The sequence below is a fragment of the Acinetobacter sp. YH12106 genome (assembly GCF_013418995.1).
In the GTDB taxonomy this organism is placed as follows: Bacteria; Pseudomonadota; Gammaproteobacteria; order Pseudomonadales; family Moraxellaceae; genus Acinetobacter; species Acinetobacter pseudolwoffii.
In genome coordinates this window covers 58,704-76,674 of the sequence record NZ_VPAV01000006.1, presented here as the reverse complement: position 1 = coordinate 76,674, position 17,971 = coordinate 58,704, and the positions used below count along the sequence as shown (strand labels likewise).

Sequence of the window (17,971 nt, the reverse complement as noted above, 5' to 3'; positions counted from 1 at the left end):
CCTTTTACCTACTGTATTGGCATTGGATTATTTTTAAAGTATTCGTCAACTTTATTCCAAGGTGCTGTTGATGCTACACCCCTCACAATGTTTTGATTAACCCCCTGGCACAGCGCTGCATCGGGAGTGAGGTGGAATGCGTTAACATTTGGATCCATATAAGGCAGTGAACCAGGACGGCGCTGGAAGTAGAAGTTCAACCAATCCACCATCGGCTCGAAGCCATGTGATGACATCGCCCATGCGCTATTATGTCCCCCCCAATGATGTCCGAATTCATGCGCAATAATACGAAAACCTGATAAACGATAGTGACCATAGAATAGCCAAGTATCGACACCCAGCACGGTACCGCCACCAAGACCACCACCCATATTGGTAATACCAAGATTAATCTCGTTACGATTTAAAATCTCTTTGTAGATACGAACATAGTCTTCAGGCATATAAATACCGTTTGGCCCATCGACTTGACCTGCATTACCAAAGAAATCATGGCCCATCACTGCTTTATGATTAAACCAGAGGTTTTCAAATTCAGGGGTACTGAGCATGTATGCTAAGTTCGTCATCATGATGACCCATTCACGCGCATAGACAGGCGTTACTCGACACCATTTGCCTGGTTCGTCATATTTACCAAAATAGATTTTCCATTTTGCCTGAATTTTATTGAGCTTTTTCACATGCTCGTCTGTTTCAGAAGTCACATGTAAATCGAAAATATCACTTGGTATCAGCGTGGTCTGACTTAAACCTGCCAACTGAATTGAACCACTGCCATCTGCAAGCGGGAAGCGGGATTGATCATTCAATTTAATATTAAATTTTGCAGTGGAAAATGGCGTAAGCTCATCTAAATCTGCAAGTATAACCCAATCATCTGAATGACGGATTTTGGCGCGAATTTGTAAATTTCGAACAGGAACAGCGCTATAACTTTTAAGCGTTAAAGCGTTGCTACTCAGCTCTGCCGATAAAATCCGATTCATATACACATGACGTTCAGCACTATTGGTCAGCGCCTCCCAAGATTCACCATCTTGCAATACACGTGTTTGATTTTGTGCTTTAGATTCAGTCAACAATAATGCAGAACTCAGCTGTTTGGTCTTATTTTGCTGTAATGTGACCATTGGCAAGAGCTTAACCCTTTGATTAGACAAATGAATCAACTGTTGGCCATACACCGCAACATCACCTGCTCTTTCGATATGACTGCTTTCAGCTTGCCCTTTCAGGATATATTTTTTGAATTGGTCGATATTGTGCTTTGGCAGAATTGATTTTAAGCCAAATTCCTGAGTAGGATATGTTGCTATCGAACCATCATTCCTTGCGGTATACACAGTACCGTCATCATGACGGTGTAAAAGGGTCGCAAGATTTGACTCTGTCAAAATAGGTGCAATGTGAGTGTCATTTTCACGAATTTGGTTAATGTCATGCACATAAGTTTTACCGTTTGGAAGGCTGGTATACAGATGATCTCGCATGACTTCCATACGTGCATTACAGTTACGACCACAATCAGGAAGACTGAGCCGAGCAAACTTTTTCGCTTTTAAATGGTTTTGTGCAATAGCATCGCTTTGACGCCAGACATTAATACGACCTTCGATATCGGGGACATAGATATAGCGGTCATCTGCGGTAACAGCATTACTGTGAACTAAAGCATGGTTCACTGTATCGCCCCACCAAACGCCAGTTCCTAGCGCCATCACAAAGCTCGGTTGAGGCTGTGAAATATCTAGAATATCGACACGGTTAGAACCATAACTGGCCACATATAAGCGTTCTGCATGGATTTCGATATCTGCAAGACTGTCCCATTTTTTTGCTAAGCCTTCAATTTTTAATGGGTCAATTGCACTCAGCGCACGTTTTTGTTTTAAATCATAACGTAAAATTTTTGATTCTGATTGGCTATTGGCGATATACAATACATCACCAGTTCGTACCAGGGCTGTAGGATTCCATGTACTTAAACCGAAATCTTGAGCAGTAAGTTCCGAACCCACATCCAAGACTTTAAATTCTGAAATTTTGGTAAATTGAGCATTATTTCCTGTTGATGGATTAGAGCCAACCGTACCTGACCCAGGCTTAGATGCATGGCTGTCATTCTCACCACCACCACCGCCACAAGCAGTCATGAGTAAGGCAATGCTTAAACTCAACAAGCTATATTTTAACTTCATAATTCCCCTTAGATGCAAATGCATAAAAACTTCTGCTCTTATAAAGGGGTTTAAGATGAATACCAAGTCGAATAAGTGTGCTATGTGTCAAAGAAATACTGCTGTTTACTAGATTCCCCACATAAAGCACAAGTAACATTAGCTGTGCTTTATTTTTTTCTATGCTTTTCTTATTATATTTTTCGATGCTCAGGCTGATATCCAAGCATTTCTTCTATCGAATCATAACACCACTGAAAAATGAAGGTATATACCAGAATACACAAGGTCAGGCTAAAATCGAGCACAATCGCCTGCCATAGCCCCATGTTCATCGCATAGGCCACCATTGGAATGGTGGCGAGCATTAAACCACCTTCAAAGCCAATCGCATGTAAAATACGCACTCGAATCGTTCGTTTCAGTTGACGTTTCGCTTCAAATTTTTCGAAATAATGATTAAACAGCATATTCCAGATGACAGAGGTCACGGCCATCACAATTCCCAGTGCACCTGTGACTTCTAGCGGCATATTAAAAATAAGACTCAAAGCTATCGCAATGATCACCAACAGGATGACTTCATAGCTAAGCGCATGCACAAGTCGTCTTTTGGAAATCAACATTTTCATTACTCGGTTTTTTATCAATAATCGCGCATATTATGTTCTTTAAACTGATTAATCGAGTTAGAATATTTCAATAAAATTGATAGATAAGATTGCATGAATATTAATCAGGAACAACTCACTGTATTTAAAACTGTGATGGAAACCGGTTCATTCTCTGCAGCTGCACGAAAATTGGGAAAAGTTCCCTCTGCCATTAGCATGTCAATTGCGAATTTAGAAATTGATCTGAATCTGCAACTGTTCCAGCGTATTGGGCGTGAACCTGTGCCAACGGAGCAGGCACAGACACTGTATGAAAGAACAGAACAGCTGTTAATCGAAATGAATCAGTGGAAACAGCATGCGCTTGCCCTAAGTTCAGGCCTGGAGTCTGAACTGAATATCGTCATCGTTTCTGAATTACTGCATACGCGCTGGACTGATTATGTCGTTCTGGTGGAACAGCAATTTCCCGAGCTTCAGATTAATGTCTTTGGTGCACCTCAGGAAGATGCGCAACAGATGCTCTTGGATGGTAGCGCACAACTGGCATTAATGTTTGAGCGGGAACAACTCGATGCACGTGAACAGTTTGTGGAATTAAAGCGTGAAGTCTTGATTCCTGTCGCAGCCAAGCAGCATGTACTGAGTCAATACGATCAGGTCAGCTTTGAACAGATTCTAAATAGCCGTCAAATTGTGGTGGCGAGCCGTGACCGTAATATTAAACCTGAATTATTATATTCCCGTCATTACTGGCGCACTGACAATCATCATTCTGCCTGTAGCATGATTCAACAGGGTTTGGGTTGGGGTGTTCTCCCGCAGGAAATGCTAAAAAAACAGCCGAATTTACAGCAAAATCTGCAAGTGCTGAATCTGCTCGATTTCACCCCAAAGTTTGAATATTTTATCGATCTGGTCTGGAGTCGGGAAAGCAACTTGGGCACAGCTGCTCATTTTTTGATTAATCATCTGCGAAATCAGCGTAAAAGTAGCAAATAATCACAGAAACACCACTTCAGTCTACTTGGTAAATACAGGGTTTATGATATAAAAGTATGCATAAGCAATAACCATAGAACTAAATCGTAATGACATTAACCGCATTAGACCAATTAAAAAACTTGACCACAATTGTGGCGGATAGCAGTGACTTGAGCGCAATTGAAAAATTTCGTCCTCTGGATGCAACCACCAATCCATCACTGATTACAGCAGCGGCCAGTCAAGTTGAGAACAAGGCCCTGATTGAAGCGGCCTATCAGCAGGCGCAGCAGGAAGGCTATGCGGATGATGCCCTAATTGAACGTACCATTGATATTTTGACCGTCAAATTCGGCGTTGAAATCTTGAAATTAATTGAAGGGCGTGTTTCGACTGAAGTCGATGCGTCCCTGTCTTTTGATACTGCTGCCACCATCGCAAAAGCCAAAGAGTTACTGGCACTATATGCGCAGTATGGGATTGACTCCGATCGCATCCTGATCAAGATTGCATCAACCTGGGAAGGCATTCAGGCCGCAAGAACCTTAGAAGAAGAAGGCATTCATACCAACCTGACCCTGTTATTTGGCCAGCATCAGGCCCATGCCTGCGCTGATGCCAAAGTTACTTTAATTTCACCTTTTGTTGGCCGGATTCTGGACTGGTACAAGAAGGCTGAAGGTGTGGATGCTTATCCAATCGAAAAAGATCCTGGCGTGTTATCGGTTAAAAGTATTTATGAGTTTTATAAAGCCCATGGCATTCAAACCGAAATTATGGGCGCCAGCTTCCGCAGTATCGATCAGGTCTTGGGCTTGAGCGGTTGTGACCTTCTTACCGTTGCACCAAATCTACTGGCAGAACTGAACCATGATCAACGTAAAGTTCAGCCGCAACTTTCAGCGACAGCTATTACTGTGCAGGGTGAACTGAGTCCGATCAGTCAGGCAGCATTTCTGGAACAGCTGAAGCAGGATCAAATGGCCAGTGAACTGTTACAAGGCGGTATTCAGGGTTTCATCAAAGCGCGTGAGCAACTGGCTGCGCTATTAGGTCAAACCTTTCTCAATCCCGTTGAAAGCTAAGCTAAAATCTTAGAAATTTTACCAGCCGATGTTGCTATAATGCCGCATCGGCTTTTTCTTGTGCGAATTCTTCGTGTTTGGTATTACAGATCTCAGTACCTTTATCATTGGTACCACCTTAATTGTGCTCTTGCCCGGCCCCAATTCCCTTTATGTCATGTCCATTGCCTCACGTTTTGGTATCAAGACAGGTTATTTAGGTGCTCTGGGAGTGTATACCGGTGACATGATTCTGATTTTATGTACTGCTTTGGGGGCTGCATCTTTATTGCATGCTTTTCCAATCCTGTTTATTACTTTGAAGATTATCGGCGCCATCTACCTGAGTTATCTGGGGATGAAGTTATTAATTGCCGCCTATAAAACCATTCGTCCAACAGAAAAAGTGACGATTCCGCAGATGAATGCGGCTGATGCTAAAGCTTCGTCTATTCAGCCATTTCGTACTGCATTGACCATCAGTATTTTAAATCCAAAAGCGATTCTGTTTTATCTGTCATTTTTTGTGCAATTTGTTGATCCTCGCTATCCTTATCCGGCATTGACTTTCATTCTATTGGCTTTGATCTTGCAATTGATTAGCATGACCTATCTGTCCATTCTGATTTTCTCAGGGGTAAAACTGGCCTCCTATTTCAACCAGCATTACAAACTGACAGCCAGTTGTGTGGCCATAGTCGGCATTTTATTCTGTGGTTTTGGGATGAAGCTAGCCAGCTCTACCTTATAAAAGCTTGAAACAGATATTGTCTAAATACGTGAAAAGCGTATGATTTAAACGCTTTTTAAAATTGTGTCATGGACGATGCCAAAACTATTACAAGATCTGTCTCTTACTGCGGTCATTGCCGGCCTGATTACCTGCCTGATTGGCATTAGTGTTTCTGCTGTACTGGTGATTGAAGCTGCACAAAGCTTAGGCGCCAATGCGGCACAAATCAGTTCCTGGTTATGGGCACTGGGAATCGGCATAGGTATCTCTGGTGTGTGGCTGTCCTGGAAATATCAGTATCCTGTTTCTACTGCCTGGTCAACGGCGGGACTAGCTTTGATCATTGCGTCTGCGGGTCATTACAGCCTCGGTGAAGCGATTGGTGCGTTTCTGATTTGTGGACTGTTGACTGCTGCGCTGGGATTCTTAGGAATTTTTGAGCGTATTTTTCATTTTATTCCACAAAGTTTAACCAGTGCCATGCTGGCTGGAGTATTGCTAAAATTTGGTATTTCAGTATTTGGTAGCCTGCAACAGTCCTGGAAATTTGTACTCAGTGTCCTGGCCATTTATCTGATCTCAAAAAAAATCAGCACACGCTATAGCATCGTGATTACCGTATTTACCGCAATTGCGCTCTGCCCTTTCTTTATCGATTTTACAATCCCGAGTTTAAACTGGAGTATGGCCCAGCCGGTCTGGATCCAACCTGAATTTAGTCTACAAGCTGTTCTAGGGCTGGCTTTACCACTGTTGGTGATCAATCTGGCTTCGCAATATCTACCCGGACTGGCAGTAATTAAAAGCTATGGCTATCCACCCAAGGTAAACGGTATTTTAGGCTGGACCGGTATAAGTCAGGCGATACTGGCACCTTTTGGCTGCTTTAGTGTCAATCTTGCTGCGATCAGTGCGGCAGTGAGTCTGGATACTCAAGCTCATCCCGACCCACAGAAACGCTATATTGCAGGCATGAGTTGTGGGCTGTTTTATATTTTGATGGGACTATTTGCAGCGACCTTGACCAGTGTCCTGATGGCATTTCCAGCAATCCTGATTACTATTCTGGCCGGAATTGCCTTATTCGGCACCATTGGGCATAACATCGCGCTGGCTTTTCAGCAAAGCCATGAACGTGAAGCGGCACTGATGACCTTTTTATTCAGCGCATCCAATATTCAGTTTTTCGGGATTGGTTCAGCCTTTTGGGGCCTATTACTGGGATTAATGGTTCATTTTCTATTTAAGCTCAAGCCTCAAGTCACTTAAAATTGATGACTGATCATTAGAATAAAATGACAAATAAGGGCAGCGATCATGTCTGCCTTTTATGAATGTCCTGCGGTCTGGGAAAAAGGTTGATGACGAGTACACCGGAAATAATCAGTGCAATGCCAATAAGTGCAGGCACATCGAGCGTCTGCTTGAAAAGTACATAACCCACAATTGCAGTCAGAACAATTCCCACACCGGCCCAGATGGCATAAGCGATTCCCAATGGAATGACTTTAATCACTTGCGACAATAAATAAAATGCAATACAGAATAAAACCACGACTGCCAAAGACGGCCATAATTTGCTAAAGCCTTCAGATTTTACTAAAAATGTAGAGCCTGTGACTTCGGCGACAATCGCCAGTGCCAGTAACAGGTAGGCCCACGATACAGGATTCATTTTTCCATCTCCAAAATTTCAGTGTTCATGCTTTGAATAACAAGCCAATTAAAATAGAAAATTAAACTTTAAATAATGCTTATTTTACAATGAATGCTGGTGCAGAAAATCAAGGGTGCGAATAAAGGTTTGCTGACTCTCTTTTTTGCCCATAAAAAACTGGTATTCATGAATCAGCCAGGCCTTAGATTCCGGATAAAATACCTCGGTCACTGCAATATTCCGGGCCTTGAGTGTCTCTACAAAAGGTAAGGACTGAGTATCGGTCAGAAAGTCTTTATTACCGCCACTGATGAACACCGGCGGATAAGCATTTGAAATATGCTGGATCGGGGAAATCTGCTTTAAAAATTCGACATCATCTTTCTGGTCGCCCGTATAAGCCTGTACCAGATTATAAACGCCCCATTCGACCATTTTGATTTCATCCGGTGCTTTTTGCACAAAGGCCTGTAGATCGTAAATACCACAATGCAAAATCAAGCCTTTGAGCTGCATTGGCTGAATATTTGGACTGAAATTGGATTGTTGTGAAAACTCTGGATTGGTCAACAACGCGGCATAATGACTGGCCAGATTGGCACCGGCAGAATCTCCGGCTAAATACAGTTGTGCTGCATCAATGTGATAGTTCTCGGCATGCGTGTTGATAAATGCCAATGCCTGATTAATTTGCTGAAGTTGACTCGGATAAGTCACCTGCGGCGCAAACTGATATTGTACAGAAATCACGTTATAGCCTTGCGCCGCCAATAGCTTAAAATAGCCGCGGGCATGTGCCTTGGAACCTGAAATCCAGCCACCGCCATGAATCCAGACAATGGTCGGTCTCGGGCCTAGATTCTGAATATTTTGCGGTTGATACAGATCGAAGCTTAAATCTTGTAGCGGCTGGTACACAATATTGTTTTGTACCCGAACAGTTTTAGGGGCATAACGATCCATCACTTTTTGTTGTAGGCCCGTAGTCATATTGAAGGCACTGGCAATTAGCCTGCTATTTTGTACGGTATTCTGACAGCCCGCTAACATCATCGAGCTGACCAGCACAAGATTTACCGCGATATATCTCACAATTTCAATTTCCCTATATTGATAAAAATCAAGCGCAGGCAGTTTAACTGAAATGCTCAAAAACCAAAAACTTAATCCAGTTCGTTCTGGCAGCAGAGGTGAAAATCCCCAGTTTTTTGCTCGGATTTATTTGCCCATTTCTTTACAGTTTTATGTGAATAATAGTTGTAATTTAATGAGTTTTTTCATTTTTTTAGGTTTTGCAATTGCACCTGTAGAGTCACTGTGCTATCAATGAATCAGAAGCGAACAATAAACATTTGGAGTAAAAAAATCATGGCCTATCAGCATATTTTAGTTCCGGTAGACGGCTCAGAAATTTCTTTTTCCGCAGTACGACATGCTGCAAAAATTGCCAAAGCATTTGGTGGCCAGCTTTCCCTGATCAGCCTGATTGCAGAAGATCCTTTTACTGAAGCTGATTTCTATTACAGCTCATCTATCATGAAGGAATATTTTGTACAGGCGCATGCCAATGCCAAAAATGCCCTGAAAGAAGCCACTGCGATTGCAGCGACTGAAGGTATTGAAGCTCAGTCACGGATCGTCACAGGTCTGGTCAATGCCGAACACATTGCCAAAACTGCTGATGAAGTAAAAGCAGATCTGATTGTTATGGGTTCTCATGGCCGTAAAGGCTTCCAGAAAATGATTCTGGGCAGCTTTGCACAGGATGTTTTAGGTGCCAGTGAAATTCCGGTTCTGATCGTGAAAAAATAATCAAAGCTTTGCGCATCTTCAAGGTGCGCATTACTCGGTTTTCTATATTTGATTTCAAACCAAACCGTACGTTATGGAGATTCACCCACCTAACCCCTACTCTCCTTACTGCAATAATAAATATCAGGAAGCACCATGAATAATTATGATCATCTTCTCGTAGCACTCGATGAGTCCTCGATTTCCTATGCTGCCGCAGAACATGCCCTCGAACTGGCCAAAGTATTTCATAGCCATGTCACCTTACTCAGTGTCATTGCGGTTGACCCTTTTAAGGGCGTAGATTTTTATAAAGTTGCTCCAGCAGTCACAGATTACTTTATGCATGCAGAACAAAATGCGCTTGATCGCTTAAATGACCTGAAACAGAGCTTTGTTCGTGAAGGCATACAGGTCACGACAAAAATCCTGCATGGTATGGCACCTTCAGAAGGAATCTTACAGGCTGCAAATGAATCACCGACTGATGTCATTATTATGGGTTCACATGGCCGTAAAGGTTTGCAAAAACTCATGCTGGGCAGTGTGGCGCAAAATGTGCTGGCACTTTCTGATATTCCAGTACTGGTGGTCAGACAATAACAGGTATTGATGAAAGCCTGAGCTGAGCAGGCTTTTAGCGAAGCTTTTGATTCAGCTCACTCAAGAAGATTTCTGCATCAAGCTGGCTTTGAAATACTTTCTTGTATTCCCCGACCTGCTGAACAGAATGAGGCGTATATTGAATCGAAATTTCAAGTAAGCCATTTTCAGGATTCTTGCTGACATGTACGGCAATAATATGCTGGCTATTTAAATAAAAACCATCTTCAATTTTCACTAACATATCTTGGACAACCTCTAGTAAGCGAATCTGTAGATCCCTTTACCTAGCTTACAGCTTAATAAATAAATACTCTTTTCCGTATAATCATACTGTAACACCCTTTGGTACTTACTAAGCCTTTAGAGAAATTCAACTGTATTTAAAGCCAGCGTTTGAAATAAACAGGAAATAAAAAACCGGATCAGGTCGATCCGGTTTTTTATGAATATTGATGTTATACGCTGAGCATACTATTGAGTGTCTCAGACACGTTTTTAGATTTAACCAGTGGTTTTAAGGTTTCAAGCTGTGCTTTCACTTCACTGTGTTGCGGCTCAGCAAGGGTGTACCAGCGTGACAATACTTGCAGCAGACGTGAGCCCACAATTGGGTTTTTCTGATCTAGATATTTCGCCAGACCAATAAAATGCTGCACACCAAAGCTCCAGGCATTCACCGGGTTGGCGTTCAGACCACCGCTCACAGCACGGATTCGGTTTGGTACAGCCAGATCATAATCAGGATGCTGGGTCAGATAGGCAATGGTTGCATCGGTTGCTTTTGGATGCGCTGCCTGCACCATAAACCACTGATCTAAAGACAGGGCTTCGTCTTCAAAGCGGTGATAAAAGTCTGCCAAAGCTTCTTTTGCTTGTGGTGCATCGTTCCAGACCAGAACTTTCAGGGCGCCCAAACGTTCAGACATATTACCTGTATGGTACTGTTCATAGGCCAAATCAAAGGCAGATGCATCTCCCTGACGGGCGATCATCGTCAGCATGATGTTTCTTAAAGCACGTACACCCATCGCTTGCGAGAATTCCGATTGCAGATCAGGATCCAGATCAAGATACGTCTCTTTGGCTGTTTCACCAAAGGCACGGGCCAGTGTATGCAGCAAAGCCTCACGCTTTTCCTGAATCAGAACCGGATTATAGTCCTGATCAATACGGCTGCCCAAATAACCTTCAGACGGTACATCAAACAGACGTGATGCCAACAGCGGATCTTTTTCAATCACACCCGGCAAGGTATTCAACATCGCCGCGATATAAATATCCGCAGGCTGATCATCTAGCAAGATACGCTCTAATAACGTTTGAGTGGCTTGCCACTGGTTAAAACCATTGGTCTCATATTGCAGCAGGAAGGCCAATTCTTGTTCTGAATAGTCAAAGTCCAGATTGACTGGCGCAGAAAAATTACGCAACAAGGACACCACCGGTTTGCTGCTTATGCCGCTAAATTCAATCGTGGCTTGTTCCTGATCAAACAGATACACCCCATCTTTCACGCCATTTTCAAAGAGTGCTTCAGAGTTCAACTTTAACTGCTCACCGGTTTCGGCATCAAACAGCGCCAAAGCCACTGGAATAGGTACCGCTTTCAGATTCGGATATTTGGCATGGGTTTTCAGGCTTTGCTTCAAGCTAAGACGATAAGTTTGCATTTCAATATCATATTCGGCTTTTACTTCAAGTTTCGGTGTACCCGGCTGGTTATACCAGGTCAGGAAGTTGGATAGATCCACCCCTGAACCTGCGGTGAGCGCGGCCACCCAGTCTTCCACCGTTACCGCCTGACCATCATGACGGCGGAAATACTCATCGGTACCTTGGCGGAATTTGTCCTTGCCCAGCAAGGTCGCCATCATGCGGTTAATTTCCGCCCCTTTTTCATACACGGTTGCGGTATAGAAGTTGTTAATTTCGACAAAATGATCCGGGCGTGGTGGATGGGATAGCGGGCCAGAATCTTCCGGGAACTGATGTGCCTTCAGAACCGCCACATCATCAATACGCTGTACCGCAGCCGACTGTAAATCTTCCGAGAAAGACTGGTCACGGAACACGGTCAAGCCTTCTTTCAAGCAGAGCTGGAACCAGTCACGGCAGGTAATCCGGTTACCAGTCCAGTTATGAAAATATTCATGGGCAATCACCGACTGTACCCGCATGATCGCAGCATCAGTGGTAAATTCTTCATCGGCGAGCACACATGAGGTATTGAAGATATTCAGACCTTTGTTTTCCATGGCACCCATATTAAATGCACTGGTGGCCACGATCATGTAATTGTCAAGGTCATATGGCAGGCCATAATGCTCTTCATCCCAACGCATGGAATGTTTAAGCGCTTCCATGGCAATCTTGCATTTTGGAATATCTTTTTCTTCTGCATAGATTTCCAGTGCCACATTGCGGCCTTCTGACGTGACATAGGAATCTTTCATCACCGCCAAGTCACCAATGACACAGGCGAACAAATAACTTGGCTTTTTGGTCGGGTCCTGCCAGATGGCGTAATGACGGTTGGCATCAACTTCACCAGTTTCCAGCAGGTTACCATTGGCGAGTAAAACAGGATATTTCTTGTCTGCTTCGACACGTGTGGTAAAGACCGACAACACATCCGGACGGTCTGGATAGAAGGTAATTTTACGGAAACCTTCTGGCTCATTTTGGGTTACAAACAGATCTGAACTGGCCTGATACAGACCTTCCAGCATAGTATTGCTTTCCGGATGAATTTTCACCACGATTTCAAGCAATACCTGATCAGGTGCATTGGCAATCAGCAGTTGCTCAGCATCCAGGTTGTAATCACTGGCATTGAGTTGTTGACCATTTAACTGAATCGATTGCAGTTCCAGATCTCGTCCGAGCAAGACCAGATCACCGGCAGTTTGACGCTGCATCTGCAGTTTGCTGCTGACCAGCGTATGATCCGCATAGACCTGAATATTCAGCTCGATAGAATCGACGATAAAGGAGGGTTTTTGGTAGTCTTTTAAATAAATGGTTTGATCCGCTTCGATCACCGGGTTTGCCGCAATATTCATGTCCTGTCCTAATCTTTATCTTATTCGACATTGTTCATGTCAAAATCATACGCCAAGTTTTAAACGCTGTCTGTGCATTTGTATTGTTCGCTCTAATATGGGCATTGTACGCACCACTTTCAATGCATTTTGCCTAATTGTGCAGCATTCGATTAAGCTTAAGAAATATCTATGCCAAATAAACAGCCAGAATCATAATTTCTTACATTATTATAAATATTTGATTTAAAGATATATATTGATATCCAAATTACACTTCACAAATACAGATTAAAAAATAAGCACACTTCTTGCTAGAGTTAAGCTGTATTTCCCCGCCCTTAAAATTAAAGAATAATGATAACCATGAGGTGAGCCATGTACTTAAAAAAACATATTGTACGAATGGAAAATATCAAAACCCTGCAAACACTGGATCAGGCCAATATTGACCATAAAGTCATTGCACTCTTGATGAGCTGTGAAGGTATTCCGCTTCAGGCACATGAAGTGACTGCCATTCTCAACAGCTACGATGCCCTCGGTACCAAGAAAGTTCCATCTAAAAAAGTTCAAGCCTTAATTCACGCCAAACATCGCGGACAGCAAGATGAAACCTTACCATGCCCAGTCTAAAACCCGTCATTTCATGTTTTTAAGATCAGAGCTACTTCCGTAGCTCTTTTCATGTGCGCGTGTATTTTTTGCTGACGTAAAATAGCATCAGTCAACTACATTTGCCTCGCATCAGCGGTGTATAATCAAATGCCCGTCCATTCTAAAGTTGCTCGCGCCCATGGTATTCAGTGTTCTGCAAAAACAGCTTGATGAAAGCACCCACTGCCCGCTATGTAAGGCATCGATGTATTGGATTGAGGCGGAACAGTATGATCAGGAGATGAGTTACCATGAATGCAGCCATTGCCAGCATCAGCTTCATCCGGATCAAAAAAATAATTGTTATTGCGCACAGTGTCTGGCCCAACGTAAACGCATGCTCAAGGAAGTCCGTTTACAGGAAAATCGTCTCTATCATAAAAAACAGGACCGGCCGGTTCCTGAGCTCAATCAGCTCAGTTTTATCAATAAACTGTTTCTACTTTCGATTTTAGATGAACAAGTACAGGAATATAGCCAGCACCGCGAATATATCGACTGGCATCAAATTCGCTATTTTTCCATCAGTCCGAACTATCTGTTTCAACATGGTCTGGTCAAAAATATGCTCAGAGAACAGATTTTAATTCCCAAAGATGTGCAACAGGAAAATCAGCACTATTATATTAATGTACGTCTGGATGGCTATTCTGAACCGAGCCTGTTCAGCATTACCCAGCAACTACGCAACTGGTTTTATCAGAACCTGAGTCAAGGTGTGCCCTTTAAAAGTGCAGATGAAGTCAAAGATGCCCTGTATTGTCTGCTATATGAGGAGATCATTCAGTTTGCGCAATTTTACTGTCGTAGCTGGAATGTGCAGATTGCCGGAAATCAGAGCTTTCAGACCTTTTGCTATCGCCTTTTAGATGTCTTGGCAGTGGGACAGATTTATTATCTGGTACAGACCGCACTGGAATATCTATATAAGCAAAAAGCGCTTAAGCCACGCAATGAAAATTTTATTAATACCAATCTGCTGAAAAAAACCTTACAACAGTATCGGGAACGTTCTGTCACGGAAAAATGGGAAACCTCTACCCTGCCACGCCCGCCACAACTGGCCTTCAGCAAGATGAGTGAAATCCTGTTTTATCGCTTCCTGGGTTATGATGAGAATATTTTCTTTCAGCCGGTCTGGCGCTCATGGCATAAAATTGAACCGCGCCTGAAATTTTATTCGCAGAAACGTTGTATGCACTGCGGTTCACAGGAACTTTCGGTGGATTATGATGCCAGTGACTATGTCAGCCTGTTCTGCCGTAGCTGTAAGCATCAGGACCATTATTTTACCCGTTGAGCGAAGATACGACTTAGATTCCTTTTTGACAGATGATCATTATGAATACTTCTACGCAAGCACTACAGCACACGCTTCTGGATCAAATCTGCGAGGCATGGTTAAAGTTACAGCAACATCAGCCATTGGTACATATCATGACCAATGCCGTGGCCAGTAATTATGTGGCCAATGTGGTGCTGGCTGCCAATGCTTCCCCCGCCATGATCGATAATCCTTTTGAGGCCGAAAGCTTTGCCAAAATTGCAGCTGCGATCAATCTCAATCTGGGTACACCGACCACCGAACAAGTACAGGCCATGCACATTGCTGCGGAAACGGCACATCGTCTGAAAAAACCGTGGGTACTGGATCCGGTTGGTTATGGAACGGTACTGCATTGGCGCTCGAATACGGTAGATCAGTTACTCAATTCCCATCCGACAATTTTACGGGGCAATGCCTCTGAAATTGGTGCTTTGGCCGGCAAGCGGATCGAATCCAAAGGTGTGGACAGTACCATCAATAGTGCCGATGTTTATTTACAGGCACAAAGCTTATTGGCGCATTGTGACTGTGTCGCGATTTCCGGTGAATCTGATTACATCATTTCCAGAGATTATCCGGTAATACAGGTATCAGGCGGATCATATTTACAACCGCGAGTCACGGCCACCGGTTGTGCACTTGGTGCACTGATTGCAGCCTATAGTGCTGTAAGTTCTCCCGCAATCGCAGCACTCGCTGCACATGTGCATTTTGCAATTGCAGGTCAACGGGCTTTTGAACGTGCGCCACAGCTTGGCAGTTTTAATGTGGCTTTTTTGGATGAAGTCCATCAACTTAATACTGAAAGCATCCGACAATACGCCAACTTTCAAATTTTGCCGGGAGCAGTTTAGTTTGCTAACAGCTTTAAGGGATGTTTGCAGGTTTGCATAGACCTGACACCCCACTTTTAGCTGTACATCGCTCACATTTTCTACTAATTTCTGAAGAGATAGGTTGTTTCTGAATCCTACGCTGAAACTATTTTGAGCATAATCGGTGGTTAACTGAACAGGCTTCATATAACTTAATGTAATTTATCTACCGATTTCCGCCAAAGAGATCAAAATTTTGTTTGATCTGTTTTTGCATGATCCAACTGAAATCATATGAATTATAATTTAATTATCCAGCAGGATTTGAATGTTACTTTTAAGCTTTAATTAACAGGCTCTATTGATCAATATCCAGTATGTGATTCTGCTTATGCTACATTACGAATCTGGCTTTTAGACTTAAAACTCTAGTGCAATATCAAGCCATTCAGCTCAATATCCAACTTGAAGGATAGTCTGCATCGAATGATAAAAAATCTGTCTGAACAATGACCTCACTTTGTTTTAATAAGGACAATTGAGAAAAGATGCATTAAAAAAAGTCAGCTGCCACTAGAGCAACTGACCTTCAAGATTTGAACAAAGCAAGTGTTTAAGCCGCGTAATGAATACTGACTGATTTGATACGATTGCTTTCAATTTCAGTGACTTTGAACTGTACACCTTGATAATCCAATTCAGTACCGACTTCGACCACACTGTTGGTTTTATCCAGAATCAGACCCGCAACACTGATATAACCAGCATCTTCATCAATCAGATCAATCATGCCGAGTTCAAGCTCAAGCTGATACAGATCCAGCATACCTGAAGCGATCCAGTGGGAATCGTCAATTCTGACCAAATCAAGTTGTTCGTCTGCATCCGGGAACTCACCGGCAATGGCTTCAAATACATCTAGTGGTGAGATCAGACCCTGTACATTACCAAACTCGTCGCTCACCAAGACCAAAGAGCCTTTAGAGGTACGCAAAGTATTGATCGCATCAATAACTTTCATCTTTTCAAAGATATAAATTGGACGATGGCGTTTGATCAGGGCTTTTAACTCTTCCGGTTCTTCCAGCACATCCAGTAATTCCTTGGCGCGTACGATGCTAATCACCTTATCCAGGCTGCCACGACATACCGGAAACAGGCTGTGGGGAACAGATAGAATTCTTTCACGGATCTGTTCCGGGCTATCCTCTAGATCGACCCATGAAATCTGACTGCGCGGTGTCATGATCGAAGCGACTGAACGCTCTGCAAGGGTCAATACCCCGCCAATCATGTAACGTTCTTCATCTGCAAAGGCTTCTTGAGCTTCATTTTTGTCAGTATCAGTGGTTTCCAGCTTGCCGCCCATTAACTTCAAAATGGAATCAGCCGTACGATGACGCAAAGGAATCTTAGATTCATGCTTTGCTGCATTACGCTGGCCGAACTGGTTGAACGCTTCGATCAAGATCGCGACACCAATACCCGAATAGATATAGCCTTTTGGAATGTGGAAACCAAAACCTTCTGCAATCAGACTGATACCAATCAAAAGCAGGAAGCTTAGACACAGAATCACCACGGTTGGATGACGGTTTACAAAACTGGTCAATGGTTTCGATGCCAGTAGCATTACACCCATCGCAACAATCATTGCAGCCATCATGACGTAAATATTGTCGACCATCCCAATTGCAGTAATCACTGAATCTAAAGAAAATACAGCATCTAAAACCACAATTTGGGCAACAACAGCAGTGAAACTTGCATAAACCACCTTAGTGGTCAATTTGACTTCAGGCTTACCTTCTATCTTTTCATGTAACTCTGTGACGGCTTTATACACCAAGAACAAGCCACCAAATAACAAGATCAAGTCCCGACCAGAGAAGGTCCAGTCAAACAGGGTGATCAGCGGCTGAGTCAAAGTGACCAGCCAAGCAATGGCAAACAACAGGCCCAGACGCATCAATAATGCGAGTGAAAGACCGATGACACGAGCTTTATCACGTTGTTCAGGAGGAAGTTTTTCAGCCAGAATGGCAATAAAGACTAGGTTATCAATACCTAAAACGATTTCAAGAATAATAAGAGTAATTAAACCTACCCAAATTCCGGGATCTAATAAAAATTCCATTAGAGAACTACCCCGTTCGAGTAAGCTAGAAATAGAGATGGAAGATCAACGCACGGCGAGGGATCCATTAAATTTAACCTATGTAACTTAAGACCATTCCATTATGCATAAACTGAGTATTTTGTAATGTATTAATTTATAAAAAAATTACATGATTATGATTTTCCTTAGACTTTTTTCATTAATCAGTGTGTATAAAACGCATTAAACTTAATTTTTTCTTCACAAATTATTTTACTTTAATTAAAAATATGCAGTAATTACCATTCATTAGCTCAACCACTTTTAAAGTGAACTAAAAATTCAGCCATCAAATATATACCGATTAAAAAAGCAATCAGTTAAAATAGGGCTTGAATTTT

At 42.7% G+C, this 17,971-nt stretch carries 16 protein-coding genes; 9 read left to right on the top strand and 7 right to left on the bottom strand.

The features are described from left to right. Positions 1-8: 8 nt before the first annotated feature. Together FTU45_RS07190 and aceI are read right to left on the bottom strand one after the other, a co-directional pair. A complete protein-coding gene (locus FTU45_RS07190; protein ID WP_180076203.1) occupies positions 9-2,204 on the bottom strand; it encodes a beta-propeller fold lactonase family protein in 2,196 nt (731 codons plus the stop codon). A 173-nt stretch (positions 2,205-2,377) separates the two neighbouring features. Continuing rightward, positions 2,378-2,809: a chlorhexidine efflux PACE transporter AceI gene (aceI, locus tag FTU45_RS07185; RefSeq protein ID WP_005170461.1), complete on the bottom strand. Its 432-nt coding sequence runs from the start codon at positions 2,807-2,809 to the stop codon at positions 2,378-2,380. 99 nt (positions 2,810-2,908) lie between these two features. Here aceI and FTU45_RS07180 point away from each other — a divergent pair, with 99 nt between their 5' ends. From FTU45_RS07180 to FTU45_RS07165, 4 genes are all read left to right on the top strand, one after another. Beyond that, positions 2,909-3,799, top strand: coding sequence for a LysR family transcriptional regulator (locus FTU45_RS07180; RefSeq protein ID WP_005170459.1), 891 nt, complete (start codon positions 2,909-2,911; stop codon positions 3,797-3,799). Positions 3,800-3,888: 89 nt separating this feature from the next. After that, entirely contained in the window at positions 3,889-4,866 is a 978-nt protein-coding gene (gene tal / locus FTU45_RS07175; protein ID WP_005170457.1) for a transaldolase, read from the top strand. A gap of 73 nt (positions 4,867-4,939) precedes the next feature. Further along, complete coding sequence (leuE, locus tag FTU45_RS07170; protein WP_005097277.1) at positions 4,940-5,596, top strand: leucine efflux protein LeuE; 657 nt, start codon at positions 4,940-4,942, stop codon at positions 5,594-5,596. A gap of 75 nt (positions 5,597-5,671) precedes the next feature. Next, the gene (locus FTU45_RS07165; RefSeq protein ID WP_100355360.1) at positions 5,672-6,847 is read left to right on the top strand and encodes a benzoate/H(+) symporter BenE family transporter; all 1,176 of its coding nucleotides are present in this window, start codon (positions 5,672-5,674) and stop codon (positions 6,845-6,847) included. 46 nt (positions 6,848-6,893) lie between these two features. On the opposite strand, the gene FTU45_RS07160 is transcribed toward FTU45_RS07165, so the two are convergent. Both FTU45_RS07160 and FTU45_RS07155 read right to left on the bottom strand, forming a co-directional pair. Continuing rightward, positions 6,894-7,253, bottom strand: coding sequence for a multidrug efflux SMR transporter (locus FTU45_RS07160; RefSeq protein WP_100355361.1), 360 nt, complete (start codon positions 7,251-7,253; stop codon positions 6,894-6,896). 84 nt (positions 7,254-7,337) lie between these two features. Next, entirely contained in the window at positions 7,338-8,288 is a 951-nt protein-coding gene (locus FTU45_RS07155) for an alpha/beta hydrolase (RefSeq protein WP_218949424.1), read from the bottom strand. A gap of 315 nt (positions 8,289-8,603) precedes the next feature. On the opposite strand from FTU45_RS07155, the gene FTU45_RS07150 reads away from it, so the two are divergent. Further along, complete coding sequence (locus tag FTU45_RS07150) at positions 8,604-9,047, top strand: universal stress protein (protein WP_005170452.1); 444 nt, start codon at positions 8,604-8,606, stop codon at positions 9,045-9,047. Positions 9,048-9,182: 135 nt separating this feature from the next. Further along, complete coding sequence (locus FTU45_RS07145) at positions 9,183-9,629, top strand: universal stress protein (RefSeq protein WP_005097283.1); 447 nt, start codon at positions 9,183-9,185, stop codon at positions 9,627-9,629. Positions 9,630-9,663: 34 nt separating this feature from the next. Here the strand turns inward: FTU45_RS07145 and FTU45_RS07140 are convergent, their stop codons facing one another. Beyond that, positions 9,664-9,873: a hypothetical protein gene (locus FTU45_RS07140; RefSeq protein ID WP_005097285.1), complete on the bottom strand. Its 210-nt coding sequence runs from the start codon at positions 9,871-9,873 to the stop codon at positions 9,664-9,666. 214 nt (positions 9,874-10,087) lie between these two features. Continuing rightward, positions 10,088-12,694 carry an aminopeptidase N gene (pepN, locus tag FTU45_RS07135; protein WP_180076202.1) on the bottom strand — a complete coding sequence of 869 codons (2,607 nt, stop codon included), beginning with the start codon at positions 12,692-12,694 and terminating at the stop codon, positions 10,088-10,090. A gap of 357 nt (positions 12,695-13,051) precedes the next feature. On the opposite strand from pepN, the gene FTU45_RS07130 reads away from it, so the two are divergent. The 3 genes from FTU45_RS07130 to thiM all read left to right on the top strand — a co-directional run bounded on the left by FTU45_RS07130 (position 13,052) and on the right by thiM (position 15,511). Then, entirely contained in the window at positions 13,052-13,309 is a 258-nt protein-coding gene (locus tag FTU45_RS07130) for a hypothetical protein (protein ID WP_005097289.1), read from the top strand. A gap of 160 nt (positions 13,310-13,469) precedes the next feature. Next, the gene (locus tag FTU45_RS07125; protein WP_005170446.1) at positions 13,470-14,630 is read left to right on the top strand and encodes a hypothetical protein; all 1,161 of its coding nucleotides are present in this window, start codon (positions 13,470-13,472) and stop codon (positions 14,628-14,630) included. A 32-nt stretch (positions 14,631-14,662) separates the two neighbouring features. Beyond that, the gene (gene thiM, locus FTU45_RS07120) at positions 14,663-15,511 is read left to right on the top strand and encodes a hydroxyethylthiazole kinase (RefSeq protein ID WP_179999379.1); all 849 of its coding nucleotides are present in this window, start codon (positions 14,663-14,665) and stop codon (positions 15,509-15,511) included. A gap of 574 nt (positions 15,512-16,085) precedes the next feature. On the opposite strand, the gene FTU45_RS07115 is transcribed toward thiM, so the two are convergent. Then, complete coding sequence (locus FTU45_RS07115) at positions 16,086-17,609, bottom strand: TerC family protein (protein WP_005097293.1); 1,524 nt, start codon at positions 17,607-17,609, stop codon at positions 16,086-16,088. Positions 17,610-17,971 lie beyond the last annotated feature (362 nt).